The organism is Pseudomonas sp. S3_E10 (genome assembly GCF_054667615.1).
The window spans coordinates 4,872,536-4,888,356 of record NZ_CP162743.1; the positions used below are offsets into that span (position 1 = coordinate 4,872,536).

Consider the following 15,821-nt stretch of genomic DNA (forward strand, 5'->3'; position numbering starts at 1 on the left):
TCAGGCTCTCCCGAACAGGCCATAAGGGCGTACCAGAATCACCACGGCCATCGCGCCGTAGATCATCAGGCTCGCGCCCTGGGGCCAGAGTGTGGTCATCAGGCTCTGCACCACGCCGACCAGCAAACCGCCGACCAGCGCACCGCTGAACGAGCCCATGCCGCCGATCACCACCACCACGAAGGCGATGCCGAGAATTTCCGGGCCCACGAATGGCTGCGCGCCGCGCAAGGGCGCGAACAGCACCCCGGCTACCCCGGCCAGGGCCACGCCGAGGGCGAAGGTCATGGAGAACAGACGCAAGATATTGGTGCCCAGCAGCGACACGGTTTCGGTGCTCTCACTGCCGGCACGCACCAGGGCGCCGAAGCGCGTGCGTTCCAGCAACAGCCACAGGCCCAGGCCCACCAGCCCGGAAAACACAATGAGGAACAGGCGGTAGTAGGGGTAGACGAAATCGCCCACCACCAGTACGCCGCGCAGCAGTTCCGGCACCGCCACGCTTTTGCCCACCGGGCCCCAGATCATCACGCTGGCTTCCTGGATGATCAGCGCAATGCCCAAGGTCACCAGGATCTGGAACATGTGCGGCAAGTGGTAAATGCGCTGGATCAGCAAGCGTTCAATCACCCAGGCCAGGGCGGCCACCACCAGCGGCGCGATCAGCAGCGCCAGCCAAAAGTTGCCGGTGAGGCTCACGGCGGTGTAGCAGATGTAGGCGCCCAACAGAAAGAACGCGCCGTGGGCGAAGTTGACGAAGTTGAGCAGGCCGAAAATGATCGTCAGCCCGACTGCGATCAGGAAGTAGATCATCCCCAACCCCAGGCCGTTGAGTATCTGGAACAGGTAAAGATTAAGCATGCAGAAACCCTCGAACAGGCGGCTTGGGGCCGCCTTGTCGTGTTTAACCGTTCAGGATCAGGCGAGCGTGCAGCCCGTGGCGTCTACCGGTGGGAACGATTGGCCGGCGCTGAGCACCTTGGCCAGGTCGTCCTTGTCGGCCATATCAGCCGTGGCTTTGCCGATCAGCAGGTAGTAGTCCTTGATCACCTGGTGGTCGCCTGCGCGGATCGACTCCTTGCCGGTCGGGCCCTCGAAGCTCAGGCCCTGCATGGCCTTGGCCACGGTCGGCCCGTCGAAGCTGCCGGTGGCGATGATGCTGTCCAGCATGACCTTGGTGCTGATGTAGTCGGCGGCCAGCGGGTAGGTGGGGTTGATGCCGTATTTGGCGTTCGTCAGCTTGACCAGCTCGCGGTTGAGCGGGGTGTCGACCTGGTGCCAGTACTGCGCGCCGAGGTACACGCCTTCGAGCACATCGCTGCCCAGTTCCTGGAATTGGTCAAGCCCGGCGGACCACACCAGCAGCACTTTCATGCGCTCCTTGATGCCGAAATTCACCGCCTGGCGCAGGGTGTTGGACGACTGGCTGCCAAAGTTGAGCAGCACCAGCACGTCGGGCCTGGTTGAGATGGCGTTGGTCAGGTAGCCGGAAAATTCCTGTTCCTGCAATGAGTGGTAGCTGTTGCCGACGTGCTCCAGGCCGTGCTCTTTGAGCACTGTCTTTGCGCCTTCGAGCAGCGCTTCGCCGAACACATATTGCGGGGTGATGGTGTACCAGCGCTTGGCCTCGGGCAGCAGTTTGATCAGCGGCACCATGGTTTGGCGGATCGCGCCGTAGGTGGGCACCGACCAGCGGAACGTCGCCTTGTTGCAGTCCTTGCCGGTGACTTCATCGGCGCCCACCGGGGTCATGAACACGCCACCCACCTTGTCGACTTCCTTGGCCACCGCAAGGGCTGATGACGACAGGGTGCAGCCCTGGAAGAACCGCGCGCCATCCTGCTGGATGGCCTCTTGCACCTTACGCACGGCCTTGCCGGCATTGCCTTCGGTGTCGATGACTTTGTAGTTGAGCGGGCGCCCGAGAATCTCGGGATGCTGTTCCACCGCCAGGCGCGACCCCATGTCGGCAAACTTGCCATAGCTGGCAAAAGCGCCGGACATGGACTTGAGGCCGTAAAAGGTAAAGGGCTCGGCGGCGAATGCCGAACGCACGCTCAGCGGGAGGCTGAGGGCGGCTGCGGCGGTAAGACTGGCTTTCAATAACGTACGACGCTGCATGGGGTGACTCCCTGGTTTAGTTATTGGCAGGAGCGGCAAGGGCGATACGGTGAAGCTGGGGCCTGTGGGCAGGCGTTTTTTATTGGGGTAACGCGGTGTATTCAGTGGTTGTGATCGAACTCCAGCAGAAAGTGCGGGCTGACCTGGCCTTCCAGCGCGGTCATATGGTGTTCGGCATCGCACATGTGTTCATGCATCAGGCTGCGCACCGCGCTTTCATCCCCGGCGCGAAAGGCGATCAGCAGCTGTTTGTGATAGTCCAGGTTGGCCGCGTCGAACTGTTTGCGCTTGGGTTTGTAGGCTTTTTTCAGCACCACGAGGTCGCGCAACAGGTCATTGAGAAACTGCGCCATAAAGCTCAGCAACGGGTTGGGGCAGGCCTTGGCCAGCAGGTTGTGAAACTCCAGTTCCGCCAGGCGCTGTTCGCGCTGGCCGGCCTCGCTGTCTTCCGGGTCGCTGCAAAAATCCACGTTGTCCTGCAAGGCCTGAAAGTCGTTTTCACTCAAACGCCCGAGCACGGAGACCGCCAGCTCCACCTCGATCACCTTGCGCAGTTGGTACACCTGCTCGCCGTCCAGATGCTGGAAGTGCAGGTAGTTGCGCAAGGCGCGGCTGGCGGGTTCGGTGCCGGCCTGGTTCAGGTACGCGCCGCCGCTGGGGCCAGTGCGTGTACTCACCAAACCTTCCACTTCCAGGGCCTTGAGCGCCTCGCGGGCCGAGCCTTTGGAGCACTGGAAACTTTCCATCAGCTCGCGCTCGGTGGGCAGGCGGTCGCCGGGTTTCAAGGCATCGGTGACGATGGAGCGCTTGACCGACTCGACAATCACATCGGAGAGCTTCTGGCGTTTGCGTCGCAGCGGTCGGCTTAGCATGGGTTCGATTTATCGTATTAATGCGGATAAATAGCACTTAATAACGATTGGCACGGAGCGTCAACGCAGCGCGTCGTTTTCGGGGCAAGGAGGTCGTAAACGGCGTGCTGTCCCCCGTCATCTGAACCCACACAGCGGGTCGACGGTGGCGGCTGTTTGCCATACGCCAGAAAGGCCCCGACCCATTGGGTCACGCAACGGTTGGCGCCGGGTTTGGCGGGTTCCTTGAGGTGCAGTTGTTGCACTTGAGGCGCGTCCGTCATGCCGCGTTCGCCGTTGACCAGCACCATGCGCGCGACGCGTTCGGGAAACAGCGCCGCGTAGCGGTTGCCCAGGCGCGTGGCGGCGGCGTTACCCAGGTAGTGCAGTTGTGCGTCGCCCAGTTGGGTGCGTACGAATTCCAAGTCGCGTGCGGCTTGTTCGACATCCTCATCGCGGCCCAGGTCGCGCGTGCCCAGCTCAATCACGTCGTAGCGGTTGAGCAATGTGCGATAGGCGCTGGCCGCGGAAGCCCCCCACTGGCTGGCCAGTTGAATGGCGAAGGTGCCGCCGCTGTTGGGGTGTGGCGGGTCGCCGGACTGGGCGAATACCACACCCTCGCGGTTCAACGGCTCGCGGGCACCGACCCGGGTCAGGTAGAGGTTCAGGTGGCCTTGCCTGGGAGCGGCATGGTTACGCGGTACGCTCACGATGCCGCACTGGGTGCGCGCCAGTACCTCGGGGTCCAGACGCTGCGCGGTGGGGAGGGGGCAGTCCAGCAGCCAGTCGATCGCGGTGGGCCTGATCAGCGGCTCGGCATGGCCAAGGCCTGCGGCCAGCCAGAGACAGCCCCAGGCGAGGTGCTTTGCGACAGTCATCGGGAGGTCCTGGGCAGCCGTGTTAGGGCGGCTTTTTTACCAAGGACCCCGGTCTAAAGAATGTAGGGTGAGAAGACAGCTTGTGTAGGATTTTGGATTTTTTATCAGTGTTCGCTTTGCCAGCCACCCCCCAATGCCTTGTACAACCCGATGCTGGCTTGCAGGCGCGACAGACGCAATTGCACATGGGCGTCCTGGGCGGCGTACAGGGTGCGTTGGGTTTCCAGTACCGTCAGCAGGTCTTCGGCACCCGCCTGGTAGCGGCTTTCGGCGATCTGGAAGGCGGTCTGCGCCTGTTGCAGTTCTTCTGCCTGCCATTCGCGCTGCTGGTTCAGGCGCGTGATGCTGCTGAGGGATTTTTCCACATCGGCAAACCCATTGATGATTGCGCCGCGATAGGTTTGCAACAGTTCATCCTGGCGCGCACGGGCCTTGTCGCGCTCGGCGCTTAAACGACCGTTGTTGAAGATCGGCCCCACCAGGCCGGCGGTCAGGGTGTAGTAAGGGCTGCGCAGGATGTCCAGGGCTTTGTAGGCGTCGGAGCCAAAGGTCGCGCCGAGGGTCACGGCCGGCAGCATGGCGGCGCGGGCCACTGTGACGTTGGCTTGCGCCGCCGAGAGTTCCGCTTCGGCCTTGGCGATATCCGGTCGGCGGCTGAGCAGTTGGCTGGGCAGGCCGGCGCCGATGGTCGGCCAGGTCAGGGCCTGGAAAGGTTCGGTGCCCAGGTCCAGGGCTTGCACCGGTTGGCCGAGGAGGGCGGCGAGGGTGATCCGGGATTCTTCGGCCAGTTGGGCAAGCAATGGCAACTGGCGCTGTTGGCTGGCCACCAGGCTTTTCTGCTGGGCCAATTCCAGGGCGGTGGCGGAACCTGCGTCATAGCGGGTTTGCACCAGCTTGAGCACATTGCGCGCATTGGCCAGGTTCAACTCGGCGATCTGCTGGCGCTGGCGGGTGGCCAGGGTTTGTGCGTAGCGGTCGGCCACGTTGCTGACCAGGGTCAGCTCCACGGTGGCGCGGTCGAATTCGCTGGCGCGCAGGCTGTGCAGGGCGCTGTCGCGGGCGGCGGCGCGGCCGCCCCAGAAGTCCACTTCGTAACTGGCGGCAAGGTTGACGCCGAAGCCGTCGACCGTGCGTTCGCTGGGCGAGGCATCCAGGTTCGGGCCGCCGGGCCCGCGCATCAGTTTCTGGTGGCTGGTGCTCAGGTCGAACTTCACCTCGGGCAACAGCGGCGCCCCGGCGATCACCGCCGTGGCCTGGGCCTGGCGCACGCGAGCCATGGCCGCGGCCACGTCAACGCTGTCATGCCGGGCCTGAACGACCAGGCGGTTGAGTTGCGGGCTGCCGAACTGCGCCCACCATTGTGGGTGGGCGGTCTGGGCGGCTTCGCCCCCGACGTATTGCCAGGCCGCCGGCGGCGTGATTTCGCTGTCGACGGCCGCAGGGTTGCCGGCGCAGGCGCCGAGCAACAGGCACAGGCTGAGCACGCACGGGTGAGCGGGGATGGGTCGTTTATTCACTGGTCAACGCCTTAACCGGATCGAGCCGGGCAGCTTTACGGGCCGGCATAAAGCCGAATACGACGCCGGTGACCAGCGCACAACCAAATGCGCCGAGTACCGCCACCAAGGAAAACTGCACCGCCACCTTGGCCAGCACCAACACGCCACCCACCAGCAGCGCCAGGGCGATACCGCACAGGCCGCCGACCACCGAGAGCATCACCGCTTCGGTGAGGAACTGGCGCAGGATGTCGCGCTGGCGGGCGCCGGTGGCCATGCGGATGCCGATCTCACGGGTGCGCTCGCGCACGGTCATCAGCATGATGTTCATGACACCGATCCCTCCCACCAGCAGCGAAATCGCGGCAATCGAACCGAGCATCAGCGACAGGGTGTTCTGGGTACGCGCTTCGGCCTGGATCATCGCGGCGTTGTTGGTCAACTCGTAGTCGCGTTTACCGTTGTGCAGCTTTTGCATCAACTGGTCGATCGCCACTTCGGTTTCGTGAACCCGACGCGCATCAGCGGCGGCAATCACCACGTATTCGGGGTTGTAGCTGCCGAACAGGCGCACGCTGGCGGCGGTGTAGGGGATGGCGATGCGGTCGTCGCTGTCCTTGTCGCCGGAGGCGGCGCCTTTTTCCGCGAGCACGCCGATCACTTGGAAGGGCACGTTTTCAATCAGGATGTACTGGCCGATCGGGTTGACCGGGGCCTTGAACAGCCGCTGGCGGATACGATGGCCGATCACGGCGACCGTGGCGCCGGTGCGTTCGTCGGCGGCGGTGAAATAGCTGCCCTCGACCACTGGCCAGTTGAAGATGTCCGGGAAGTTGGTGTCGTTGCCGCCCACATAGGCCATGTAGTCGAGGTTGCCATAGCGCACGCCGGCTGCGCTGCCGTTGACCGGCATGATGCGCTTGACCTGAGGCAACGCCGCCAGCGCCGCGACGTCACTGAGCGTAATCACCCCCGGCGGCGTGCGCGGGTTGGGCGATGCGCCGCTCAGGTAGAGGATGTTGGAGCCGAACGCGCCCATTTGCGCCATGACCTGGCGTTTGCTGCCTTCGCCGACCGCCAGCATTACCACCACCGAGGCCACGCCGATGATGATCCCCAGCAGGGTCAGCGCCGTGCGAAAACGGTTGATCCACATGACGCGCCAGGCCGCTTGCACGGCATCCACCACTTCGGCCTTCCAGGCGCCATTGTGTTCGACGCCGTCGCTCAGCCGCCGGCGCAGGTCCACGGCTTGCAGGGCGCCGCTGTGGGCGGTAGGGGCGAGCGGGCGGTGCTCGGCCGAATCGCTGATGATCAGGCCGTCACGAATCTCGATGATGCGGTTGGCCCGCGCCGCCACCTCGCGGTCGTGGGTAATCAGGATGACCACATGGCCCTGGCCGGCCAGTTCGTCCAGCAGGGTCATCACCTCGGCGCCGCTGTGGCTGTCGAGGGCGCCGGTGGGTTCATCGGCGAGGATGATATGGCCGCCGTTCATCAGGGCGCGGGCAATCGAGACCCGTTGCTGCTGCCCGCCGGACAGTTGATGAGGACGGTTGCCGGTGCGCTCCGCCAGGCCCAGGCGGGTGAGCAGGGCGGTGGCCCGGGCCTGGCGCTCGGCGGTACTGGTACCGGCATAGATCGCCGGCATTTCGACGTTTTCCTGGGCCGAGCCCGAGGGGATCAGGTGGTAGCCCTGGAAGACGAAGCCAAACGCCTCGCGACGCAGCCAGGCCAGCTCGTCGCTGTCCAGATGGGCGACGTTTTCCCCGGCGAACAGGTAGTCGCCCGCACTCGGGCGGTCGAGGCAACCGAGGATGTTCATCAAGGTGGACTTGCCGGAACCGGAAGCGCCGACGATGGCGACAAACTCGCCGGCGTGGATCGACAGGTCGATGCCACGCAAGACGTCGACCTGCGGGCTGTCGCCGCCGCCGTAGGATTTGCGGATGTGCTTGAGTTCAATCAGCGGTGTGGTCAATTCAACCCCCGGTGCCGTCGGCTGGGCCGATCACCAGGTGATCGCCTTCGCTCAGGCCGCCGAGTACCTGCACCCGCAGGCGGTCGCTGAGGCCCAGTTGCACTTCGCGCTCTTCGATGCGCCCGTTCGGCAGGACCACCCGGGCGATCTGCTTGTCGGTGCTGCCGTTGCCGAGCAGCGCGGCAACCGGCGCGGTGAGTGTGTCCTTGGCTTGGCCGGCGACAAAAAACACCTGGGTGGTCATTTCCGCCATCAAGGCATTGTCGCTGTTGTCCACATCCAGCAGCACGGTGTACAGCACCACGCGGCCGGTGCCGCTTTTGCCGAAACCGTTGGGGCTGCCGCTGCCCTGGGTCTCGCTCAAGGGCTTGGGCGGGATCGGCAGGATCTGCCGCACAGTGCTGGCCCAACGCCGGTTGCCGCCGCTCAGCGTGGTGAAATACGCGGTCATGCCGGGTTTGACGTGGCCGATATCGGCCTCCGACACTTCAGCCCACACGGTCATCGGCGACAACTTGGCGATACGCAGGATCAGCGGCGTTTGCTGCTGGGCGTTGAGGGTCTGGCCGACCCGCGCGTCCACCGCAACCACTGTGCCGCTCATCGGCGCATAGATGCGTGTATAGCCCAGCTCGGCTTCATCGCTGCGCAGGCTGGCCTGGGCCTGGAGAATCTGCGCCTGGAACATGTCGACCCGGGCCTGGGTGGCGTTCAATTGCGCCTTGGCGGTTTGCACATCCTCTTCGCGGGTGGCGTTGCCGGCCACCAGGCGCTGCTGGCGTTGGTACTTCTGGCGGGCCAGTGCGTGCTGGGCCTGTTGCTCCCGAAACTGGGCCTTGAGGTTTTCGATGGCATAGCGGCTGGCGTCGAGCTTGGCTTTTTGCGTGGACGGGTCGATCTCCACCAGCAATTGGCCTTCCTGGACCTGATCGCCGGCCTCGACGTGGATCTTGCGAATCTGCCCGGAGGCCTGGGCGCCGACATCCACGTAACGCCGTGGTTGCAGAGTGCCCAGGGCGGTCACGCTGTTTTCGATAGTGCCGCGCGTGACGGCGACGGTGGTCAGCGTATCGCGACCCGGCGGCAGTACCTGCCAGGCGGCGACGGCAAGCACGGGGATCAGGCACGCTACAACAAGCAGGGCGCGTCGGGCAGGTCGAGGGCGTTTCATGCTTAGGTTCCAGCCGGGAAAGTTCGGAGCGCGGTTGCGCGGAGCTGACAGTTAAACGAGAAAAATGCCCGAGGATTTAGGCCGTTACACACCGTGTAACAGGTGGAATACGCAAAAAAATCGACCGCTGGCGTAAGACTTCTTTAAAAGTAGATGAGAATTACTATAAATTGCACTTGGTCAAACTGCCATTACCCAATCGGCTGTCATTTTCAGGTGCTCAAGGAACGGATACCGCCCCTTTCGGCGGACGGGAGTCATGTTGGAAAACTACTATCGCGAGCTGGTGTGTTTCCTCAACGCCAAGCTGGGCAACCGTCAGGTGGCCGAAGATGTGGTGCATGACGCTTATGTGCGGGTACTCGAGCGTTCCAGCGACACCCCCATCGATCAGCCGCGCGCGTTTCTATACCGCACCGCGCTCAACCTGGTGATCGATGGCCATCGGCGCAATGCCCTGCGTCAGCACGAACCGCTGGAAACCCTCGACAGCGAAGAGCGCTTTTCTGCCACTTCCCCCCATGCCAGTCACGACCAGAGCCAGCGCCTGGAGCTGCTTGAGCGCGCCCTGGCCGAGTTGCCGGCGGCCTGTCGCAACAGCTTCCTGCTGCGCAAGCTCGATGGTTTGACTCATCTGCAAATCGCCGAGCGCCTGAATATTTCCCGCGCACTGGTGGAAAAACACATCGTCAATGCCATGAAACATTGCCGCGTGCGGATGCGCGAGTGGGACGCGCACTGATCGCCGATCAGTTAAATTTTATTTCACTGTCCTCGTTTCCTATCAACACACGACCTGTTGTGCAGGTCTTGAAGGTATTCCCCGCCCCATCGCCAGGGGCTTATCCAGAGGACACTGGAATGACACAGGCAATTGCTTCGCCCGCGGTTCACGACCTTATCGGTATCGGTTTCGGCCCATCGAACCTGGCGCTGGCCATCGCCCTGCAGGAACGCGAGAAAACCCAGGGCAAACTGGATGCGTTGTTTCTCGACAAGCAGGCCGACTACCGCTGGCACGGCAATACCCTGGTGACCCAGAGCGAACTGCAGATTTCGTTCCTCAAGGACCTGGTGACCCTGCGCAACCCCACCAGCCCGTACTCCTTTGTCAATTATCTGAAAGCCCACGATCGCCTGGTCGACTTCATTAACCTGGGCACCTTTTATCCGTGCCGCATGGAATACAACGACTACCTGCGCTGGGTCGCGGCGCAATTCCAGGGCCAGGGCCGATATGGCGAAGAAGTGCTGGCGATCGAACCGATCCTGCATCAGCAGCAGGTCGAGGCGCTGCGTGTGATTTCCCGCGATGCCCTGGGCGAGCAGCATGTGCGCACCACCCGTTCGGTGGTGGTCAGCGCCGGCGGCACCCTCGGGTACCCGAGGCATTCAAGGCGCTCAGGGACGACGGCCGCGTGTTCCACCACTCGCAATACCTGGCGCGCATGGCGCAGCAGCCGTGTGTCGAGGGCAAGGCGATGCGTATCGCGATCATCGGCGGTGGCCAGAGCGCTGCCGAGGCCTTTATCGACCTCAATGACAGCTACCCGTCGGTGCAGGTCGACATGATCCTGCGCGGCTCGGCGCTCAAGCCGGCCGATGATAGCCCGTTCGTCAATGAGGTGTTCTCGCCGGCCTTTACCGACCTGGTGTTCCAGCAGGTCGGCGCCGAGCGTGAGCGGCTGGTCGCCGAGTACCAGAACACCAACTATTCGGTGGTGGACCTGGACCTGATCGAACGTATCTACGGGATTTTCTACCGCCAGAAAGTCTCCGGTATTGCCCGCCATGCGTTCCGCACCATGACCGTGGTCGAAAAGGCTGTGGCGGGCCCGCTGGGTGTGGAGTTGACCCTGCGCAACAATGCCACCGGCGAGGTCACCGTCAATCACTACGATGCCGTGGTGTTGGCCACCGGTTACGAGCGCCAGATGCACCGCGAACTGCTGGCGCCGCTGGAAGCCTACATGGGTGACTTCGAAGTGGCCCGTGACTACCGCATCGTGACCGATGAGCGCTGCAAGGCCGGCATCTACATCCAGGGGTTCAGCCAGGCCAGCCACGGGTTGAGCGACACGCTGTTGTCGATCCTGCCGATTCGCGCCGATGAAATTGCTGCGTCGTTGTACGAAAACGACCGTAACCGCGGCAAGGGCCGCTCGGTGCAGGACCTGTTGCTGGCCTCCGCCAGCTGACGGGCTGCGCTTGTGAGCCGAAGGGTTGGCTGATACTGTACAAAAAACCAGTATCAGGCAGCCCTCCATGCAGTTGATCGAAAAACTCAGCATTCTCGCCGACGCCGCCAAGTACGACGCTTCGTGCGCCAGCAGCGGCGCGCCCAAGCGCAGCTCCGAGGGCAAGGCGGGGCTGGGTTCCACCGATGGCATGGGCATCTGCCATAGCTACACACCCGATGGGCGCTGCGTATCGCTGCTCAAGGTGTTGCTCACCAACTTCTGTCTCTACGACTGCCAATACTGCGTCAACCGCCGCTCCAGCGATGTGCCCCGTGCACGTTTCAGCCCGGAGGAGGTGGTGTCCCTGACCCTGGATTTCTACCGGCGCAATTGCGTCAGCGGGTTGTTTCTCAGCTCCGGCATCATCCGTTCGGCCGACTACACCATGGAGCAGTTGGTGCGCGTGGCCAAGCTGTTGCGCCAAGAGCATGACTTTCGCGGTTATATCCACCTCAAGACCATCCCTGAAGCCGACCCGGCGCTGATTGCCGAGGCCGGGCGCTATGCCGATCGCCTCAGTGTGAACATCGAGCTGCCCACTGACGCCAGCCTGCGGACGTTGGCGCCGGAGAAGCAGATCGGCTCGATCAAGCAGGCCATGCAGACCATCTATACCGGCGAGCAGACCGTCTTCAACGAACCCCGCGCGCCACGGTTTGCACCGGCTGGGCAGAGCACGCAGATGATCGTCGGCGCCGACGACACCGACGACAGCACCATCCTCCACGGTGCCGAGGCGTTGTACGGCAACTTCAAGTTGCGCCGCGTGTATTACTCGGCGTTCAGCCCCATTCCCAACAGCCCCAAGAGCGTGCCCCTGGCGGCGCCGCCGCTGATGCGCGAGCACCGTTTGTATCAGGCGGATTTTCTGCTGCGCAGCTATGGCTTCAACGCGGGCGAACTGTTCCAGGGCCCTGGCCATTTGGCGTTGGACATCGATCCCAAGCTGGCCTGGGCCCTGGAGCATCGCGAGGTGTTCCCGCTGGACCTGAACCGCGCCGAACCCACCCTGATCGCGCGTATCCCAGGCATTGGCCTGCGCACCACCCAGCGGCTGGTGGACCTGCGCCGCGAGCGCAAGATCCGCTTCGAAGACCTGACCCGCATGCGTTGCGTGCTGGCCAAGGCCAAGCCGTTTTTCATCACCAGCGACTACCACCCGCAACAGGCTGAAAGCACCAGCGTGCTGCTGCGCGAACAACTGCGTGACCGCCCGCAGCCGCAGCAGATGGGGTTGTGGGGATGATCAGCCTGGAATGCGACAACCTGTTCAGCACCTGGCGCGAACAGGCGCGCTGGTTGCTCAGCCATCAGGTCGACCCCAGCCAGGTCTGTTGGGGCGAGGCCGAGGTGGCGGACCTGTTTGCCACCGATGAGCCGATACCCACCGGGCTTGGGCCGTTTCAGGCGCGGATCCCCAAAGCGTTGATCGAGCTGCTTGAATCAGCCGCCTGCTACCACGGCGATCAACGCTGGAGCCTGTTGTACGAAGTGCTATGGCGGGTCAGCCATGGGGATCGCACGGCGATGCTGGCAGGTGACAAATTGGGCAGCGAGTTGCAGCGGCGCATCAAGCAGGTCAGCCGTGAAGCCCATCACCTGCACGCGTTTGTGCGGTTCATTGCGCTGCCAGCCGAGGCGGGGCCGCATTTGCCGGAGTACGTAGCCTGGCACGAACCGGCTCATGACATCCTTAAACCCGCCAGCCAGCATTTTGTCGGGCGCATGGGGCGTCATCGCTGGATGATCGCCACGCCATTGGACGCGGTGTATTACGACGGCGAGCAATTGATTCACGAGCGCCAATGTCCCGAAGCCTGGCGCCAGCTGGCGCAAACTGTTGAAGACCCGCACAGCGCCATGTGGTTGACGTACTACAGCCATATTTTCAATCCGGCGCGGCTGAACCCCAAGGTGATGGAGGGGCACCTGCCAAGTCGGTTCTGGAAGAACCTGCCGGAGGGCAAGCTGATACCGGGGTTGATCAGCGAGGCGCGTACCGGCAAGCAAAAGGATGGGCAGGCGAAGCTGGTTGGCGCTAGACCCGGCAAACGTATTTCAAGCGGGCAGGGTTAAAAATCTGGGAGGCTTGACCCGATGCCAGTCAGTTAAGGGTGGGCAAAAAGTAACCTGTGGCGAGCGGGCGGGTGACTATCTAACTGATGCCCCCCGCCCACATTAAATCTCCAGTGTTGTGGGGCAGACGATCAGGTCAGTTCAGTGGCGGTGTTCTTGACGACCGCGAGTTCGGGATGCGCCACGAGCTTGTCGATATGCAGCTCATCATTGTTCAACCAGGTCTCCGTCAGCACCCGGTAATGCTCCATGTCCCGGCAGCGCATCCTCAGGCTGTAGTCAAACGGCCCGCTGATCAACTGGCATTCGAACACCTGGGGGCACGCTTTCACGCAGGCCTCGAACGCCCTTTGTGCCGAGCGCCCGCTTTGGTTGGACAAGGCCACCAGCACCAGCAGCGACAGCCCCGGTGAGACCATCTGCACATCGATGATCGCCCCGTACCCACGGATCACCCCGCGTCGCTCCAGCTTGCGCACCCGTTCCAGGCAGGGCCTGGGGGTGAGATGCACCAGCGACGAGAGCTTTTCGTAGGTGATACGCCCCTGATGGCGCAGTACTTCGATGATTGCCTCATCGATGCGGTCCAGCGCGGGGGAGGTATGGGGTCCGTTGGCCTTGGTATCCATGGGTTTCACTTCAAACGGTTGGAAAGAAATTGCTGCAAGCGTTCGCTGTTGGGGTGGTCGAGGATCTCGGCACCGCCTTGTTCCTCGACCCTACCCTGATGCAGGAACAGCACTTGGCTGGACACCTGGCGGGCAAAGCCCATCTCGTGGGTGACCATCAGCATGGTACGGCCTTCCTCGGCCAACGTCTGTATGACTTTGAGGACTTCTCCTACAAGTTCTGGGTCCAGTGCGGAGGTGGGTTCGTCGAACAGGATAATTTCCGGTTCCATCGCCAGGGCGCGTGCGATGGCCACGCGCTGTTGCTGGCCGCCGGACAGAAATGCCGGGTATTGATCCGCCACGCGGCCGGGCAGGCCGACTTTGTCCAGGTACAGGCGCGCACGTTGTTCCGCCTCGGCCGCGCTCACCCCCAGCACTCGGCGCGGGGCCATGGTGATGTTCTCCAGCACGGTCATGTGGCTCCACAGGTTGAAGTGCTGGAACACCATGGCCAGGCGCGTGCGCAGGTTCTGCAATTGCGCCTGATGCGGTGCGCGAGTACCTGCGCGGCCTTGTTGCATTTGAATGCTGATGCCGTCCAGGGTGATGACCCCGGCGTCCGGCTGTTCCAGAAAGTTGATGCAGCGCAGCAGGGTGCTTTTGCCCGAGCCGCTGGCGCCGATCAGGCTGATCACATCGCCGTGGCGGGCGTTGAGGGACACGCCCTTGAGCACCTCGTGTTCGCCGTAGCGTTTATGGATGCCTTCGACCTGGAGCTTGACGGCAGCGGTTGCGGTTTTGGCCGCGGGAATATCGACAGGATAGGTGGCCAGGGCCTGCGCGGACTGATTCATGGGTTAGCCTCGGGTAGGAACAAGAAAACGCATCCAGCGACGTTCGGCCAGTCGAAACAGGCCCACCAGTGCAAAGGACAGCAGCATGTACAGCAGGGCCGCGATACCGAAGGCCTGGAAGGTCAGGAAGGTTTCGGCATTGGCGTCGCGGGCCACTTTGAGAATGTCGGCGACCGTGGCGGTGAACGCCAGCGACGTGGCGTGCAGCATCAGGATCATTTCGTTGCTGTAGGCCGGCAACGCACGGCGCAAGGCCGCCGGAACCACCACAAACAGATTCAGCCGCCAGCCGTGCAGGCCATAGGCGCGCGCGGCTTCGATCTCGCCGTGGGGAATATTGCGGATAGCGCCGGCGAAGATTTCCACGGTGTAGGCGCAGGTGTTGAGCACAAAGGCCAGCAGGGTGCAGTTCAATGCATTGCGGAAAAATTGATTGAGCAGGGCGTTGTCCTGCACCACGTCCAGGCTGTACAGCCCGGTGTAGCAAATCAGCAGTTGGATATACAACGGCGTGCCACGGAACAGGTAGGTGTACATCTCGACCGGCCAGCGCAGCCAGAAATGCGCCGAGACCCGGGCCAGTGCCAACGGGATCGACAGAAAAAAGCCGAGTACCACCGAGACAATGAACAGCCATAGCGTCATGGCCACGCCGGATAACCCCGCGCCATCGCTGAACACGTAGGCCAGGCCGTATTGCTGGAACAGTTCGATCATCGCGCCATCCCCTTGATGCCGAGGTTGTAGCGCCGTTCGAGGCGCTTGAAGATGCGGTTGGAGAGGGTGGTGATCACCAGGTACACCAGGCCCGCGAGGATCAGGAAGTACAGCGGCTCGCTGGTGGTCTTGCCGGCGTTTTGCGCGGCCTTTACCAGGTCCGACAGGCCGATGATCGAAACCAGCGCCGTGGACTTGAGCAGCACCAGCCAGTTATTGCCCAGACCCGGCAGCGCAAAGCGCATCAATTGCGGGAATAGCACCAGATGGAAACGCTGCCAGCGGCTCAGGCCGTAGGCGGTGGCGGCTTCCAGTTGGCCGGCCGGCACGCTGAGGATCGCGCCACGGAAGTTCTCGGTGAAATATGCCCCGTAGATAAAGCCCAGGGTGATCACCCCAGCGGTGAAGGGGTCGATTTCGAAGTAGTCCCAGCCGAAGGTTTCGGTCAGGTCGTTCAGCCACAGTTGCAGGCTGTAGAAAATCAGCAGGATCAGCACCAGGTCCGGCACGCTGCGGATCAGCGTGGTGTACAGCGTGGCGGGTATGCGCAGCCATTTGGCGCTGGACAGCTTCGCGCCGGCGGCAATCAGGCCCAGGGCGAGGCTCAGGGCCAGTGCGAGGAACGCCAGCTTGAGCGTCATCCAGGCACCCTGGGCCAGCATCGGGCCGTAGCCGTGCAGGTTGAGAAAGTCGTTCATCGGAAGAATCTCTGAAGGGCGCAGACATACCCTTGTGGGAGAGGCTTTTGGGGGAGGGGGCTTGCTCCCGATAGCGGTGGGTCAGTCAATACATGTGCCGACTGGCGCGCCCTCATCGGGAGCA

At 62.9% G+C, this 15,821-nt stretch carries 14 protein-coding genes and 1 pseudogene; 4 read left to right on the forward strand and 11 right to left on the reverse strand.

The window, feature by feature from the left end; genetic code table 11:
• From AB4N98_RS22400 to AB4N98_RS22430, 7 genes are all read right to left on the reverse strand, one after another.
• The gene (locus tag AB4N98_RS22400) at positions 1–861 is read right to left on the reverse strand and encodes a branched-chain amino acid ABC transporter permease (RefSeq protein WP_017527015.1); all 861 of its coding nucleotides are present in this window, start codon (positions 859–861) and stop codon (positions 1–3) included.
• 57 nt (positions 862–918) lie between these two features.
• On the reverse strand, positions 919–2,121 hold the full coding sequence (locus tag AB4N98_RS22405; protein ID WP_460148922.1) for an ABC transporter substrate-binding protein: 1,203 nt from the start codon (positions 2,119–2,121) through the stop codon (positions 919–921).
• A gap of 101 nt (positions 2,122–2,222) precedes the next feature.
• The gene (locus AB4N98_RS22410; protein WP_116077771.1) at positions 2,223–2,993 is read right to left on the reverse strand and encodes a FadR/GntR family transcriptional regulator; all 771 of its coding nucleotides are present in this window, start codon (positions 2,991–2,993) and stop codon (positions 2,223–2,225) included.
• A 17-nt stretch (positions 2,994–3,010) separates the two neighbouring features.
• A complete protein-coding gene (locus AB4N98_RS22415) occupies positions 3,011–3,850 on the reverse strand; it encodes an alpha/beta fold hydrolase (RefSeq protein ID WP_267864508.1) in 840 nt (279 codons plus the stop codon).
• A gap of 104 nt (positions 3,851–3,954) precedes the next feature.
• Positions 3,955–5,367, reverse strand: a complete 1,413-nt coding sequence (locus AB4N98_RS22420) for an efflux transporter outer membrane subunit (RefSeq protein WP_225913295.1) — start codon at positions 5,365–5,367, stop codon at positions 3,955–3,957.
• Complete coding sequence (locus AB4N98_RS22425; RefSeq protein ID WP_065877571.1) at positions 5,360–7,330, reverse strand: MacB family efflux pump subunit; 1,971 nt, start codon at positions 7,328–7,330, stop codon at positions 5,360–5,362. Before AB4N98_RS22425 ends, AB4N98_RS22420 begins: the two co-directional genes overlap by 8 nt.
• 1 nt (position 7,331) lies before the next feature.
• Entirely contained in the window at positions 7,332–8,501 is a 1,170-nt protein-coding gene (locus AB4N98_RS22430; RefSeq protein ID WP_017527021.1) for an efflux RND transporter periplasmic adaptor subunit, read from the reverse strand.
• A gap of 259 nt (positions 8,502–8,760) precedes the next feature.
• On the opposite strand from AB4N98_RS22430, the gene AB4N98_RS22435 reads away from it, so the two are divergent.
• The 4 genes and pseudogenes from AB4N98_RS22435 (at position 8,761) to AB4N98_RS22450 (ending at position 12,817) form a co-directional block, all read left to right on the forward strand.
• Positions 8,761–9,243 (forward strand): sigma-70 family RNA polymerase sigma factor, encoded by a 483-nt coding sequence (locus AB4N98_RS22435; protein ID WP_017527022.1) that lies wholly within the window; start codon positions 8,761–8,763, stop codon positions 9,241–9,243.
• 119 nt (positions 9,244–9,362) lie between these two features.
• Positions 9,363–10,699: pseudogene (locus tag AB4N98_RS22440) on the forward strand (lysine N(6)-hydroxylase/L-ornithine N(5)-oxygenase family protein).
• 67 nt (positions 10,700–10,766) lie between these two features.
• Entirely contained in the window at positions 10,767–11,987 is a 1,221-nt protein-coding gene (locus AB4N98_RS22445) for a putative DNA modification/repair radical SAM protein (protein ID WP_065877569.1), read from the forward strand.
• On the forward strand, positions 11,984–12,817 hold the full coding sequence (locus AB4N98_RS22450; protein WP_068937415.1) for a TIGR03915 family putative DNA repair protein: 834 nt from the start codon (positions 11,984–11,986) through the stop codon (positions 12,815–12,817). The genes AB4N98_RS22445 and AB4N98_RS22450 overlap by 4 nt, the downstream gene beginning before the upstream one ends.
• 131 nt (positions 12,818–12,948) lie before the next feature.
• Here AB4N98_RS22450 and AB4N98_RS22455 read toward each other — a convergent pair whose 3' ends face one another.
• From AB4N98_RS22455 to AB4N98_RS22470, 4 genes are read right to left on the reverse strand one after another with little or no spacing between them, the layout of a single operon-like run.
• Positions 12,949–13,446, reverse strand: a complete 498-nt coding sequence (locus AB4N98_RS22455; RefSeq protein WP_017527026.1) for an Lrp/AsnC family transcriptional regulator — start codon at positions 13,444–13,446, stop codon at positions 12,949–12,951.
• Between the two features lie 5 nt (positions 13,447–13,451).
• Positions 13,452–14,282, reverse strand: a complete 831-nt coding sequence (locus tag AB4N98_RS22460) for an ABC transporter ATP-binding protein (protein WP_065877567.1) — start codon at positions 14,280–14,282, stop codon at positions 13,452–13,454.
• A gap of 3 nt (positions 14,283–14,285) precedes the next feature.
• Complete coding sequence (locus tag AB4N98_RS22465; protein WP_017527028.1) at positions 14,286–14,999, reverse strand: ABC transporter permease; 714 nt, start codon at positions 14,997–14,999, stop codon at positions 14,286–14,288.
• The gene (locus tag AB4N98_RS22470; RefSeq protein ID WP_017527029.1) at positions 14,996–15,697 is read right to left on the reverse strand and encodes an ABC transporter permease; all 702 of its coding nucleotides are present in this window, start codon (positions 15,695–15,697) and stop codon (positions 14,996–14,998) included. Before AB4N98_RS22470 ends, AB4N98_RS22465 begins: the two co-directional genes overlap by 4 nt.
• Positions 15,698–15,821: the final 124 nt, after the last annotated feature.